The organism is Sphingobacterium composti (assembly GCF_009829075.1).
GTDB classification, from domain to species: domain Bacteria; phylum Bacteroidota; class Bacteroidia; order Sphingobacteriales; family Sphingobacteriaceae; genus Sphingobacterium; species Sphingobacterium composti.
This window is the reverse complement of the sequence record NZ_WUQZ01000066.1, coordinates 1-418: the sequence shown is the minus strand read 5'-3', so window position 1 is coordinate 418 and position 418 is coordinate 1. Positions and strand designations below refer to the sequence as shown.

Annotated in this window: 2 protein-coding genes; one reads left to right on the top strand and one right to left on the bottom strand. The window is 34.9% G+C overall.

Going from position 1 to position 418, the window contains the following annotated elements:
- Nucleotides 1-214 (top strand): transposase (locus GOQ17_RS16080; RefSeq protein WP_159639066.1); only part of this gene is annotated, 214 nt, incomplete at its 5' end.
- Here the strand turns inward: GOQ17_RS16080 and GOQ17_RS16075 are convergent.
- Nucleotides 192-418 (bottom strand): transposase (locus tag GOQ17_RS16075; RefSeq protein ID WP_236537185.1); only part of this gene is annotated, 227 nt, incomplete at its 5' end. The two genes, GOQ17_RS16080 and GOQ17_RS16075, sit on opposite strands and share 23 nt — an antisense overlap.

Below are 418 nucleotides of genomic sequence, written 5' to 3'. Positions count from 1 at the left end.
TATGAATGATAAGATTATGCTTAGAAAAAGATCAGTTATAGAAACTGTGAACGACGAACTTAAAAACATCTGTCAGATTGAGCATTCAAGACATCGTTCATTCATCAACTTTATCGTAAATATCTTAACTGGATTAGCAGCATACAGTTTCTTCCCTAAGAAACCTTCAATCAAATATCAAACGGTAAAAACTAACCAATTGTACGCTTTTTAATTATCGAATTCAGGTTTATAGTATCACCATTTGATAGGATTTCTGGACAGTAAGTTTCTTTCCTTTTTTTAGCGTCCTCAATGGCCATATTTTCTTCATCAATAGCTTCCCAACGGTGTTTTATCCGGATTTCTTGAAGTGCCTCAGTTGCCAATTGCTGCACATGAAAGCGATCAATAACCTGCACTGCATTAGCAAAACACT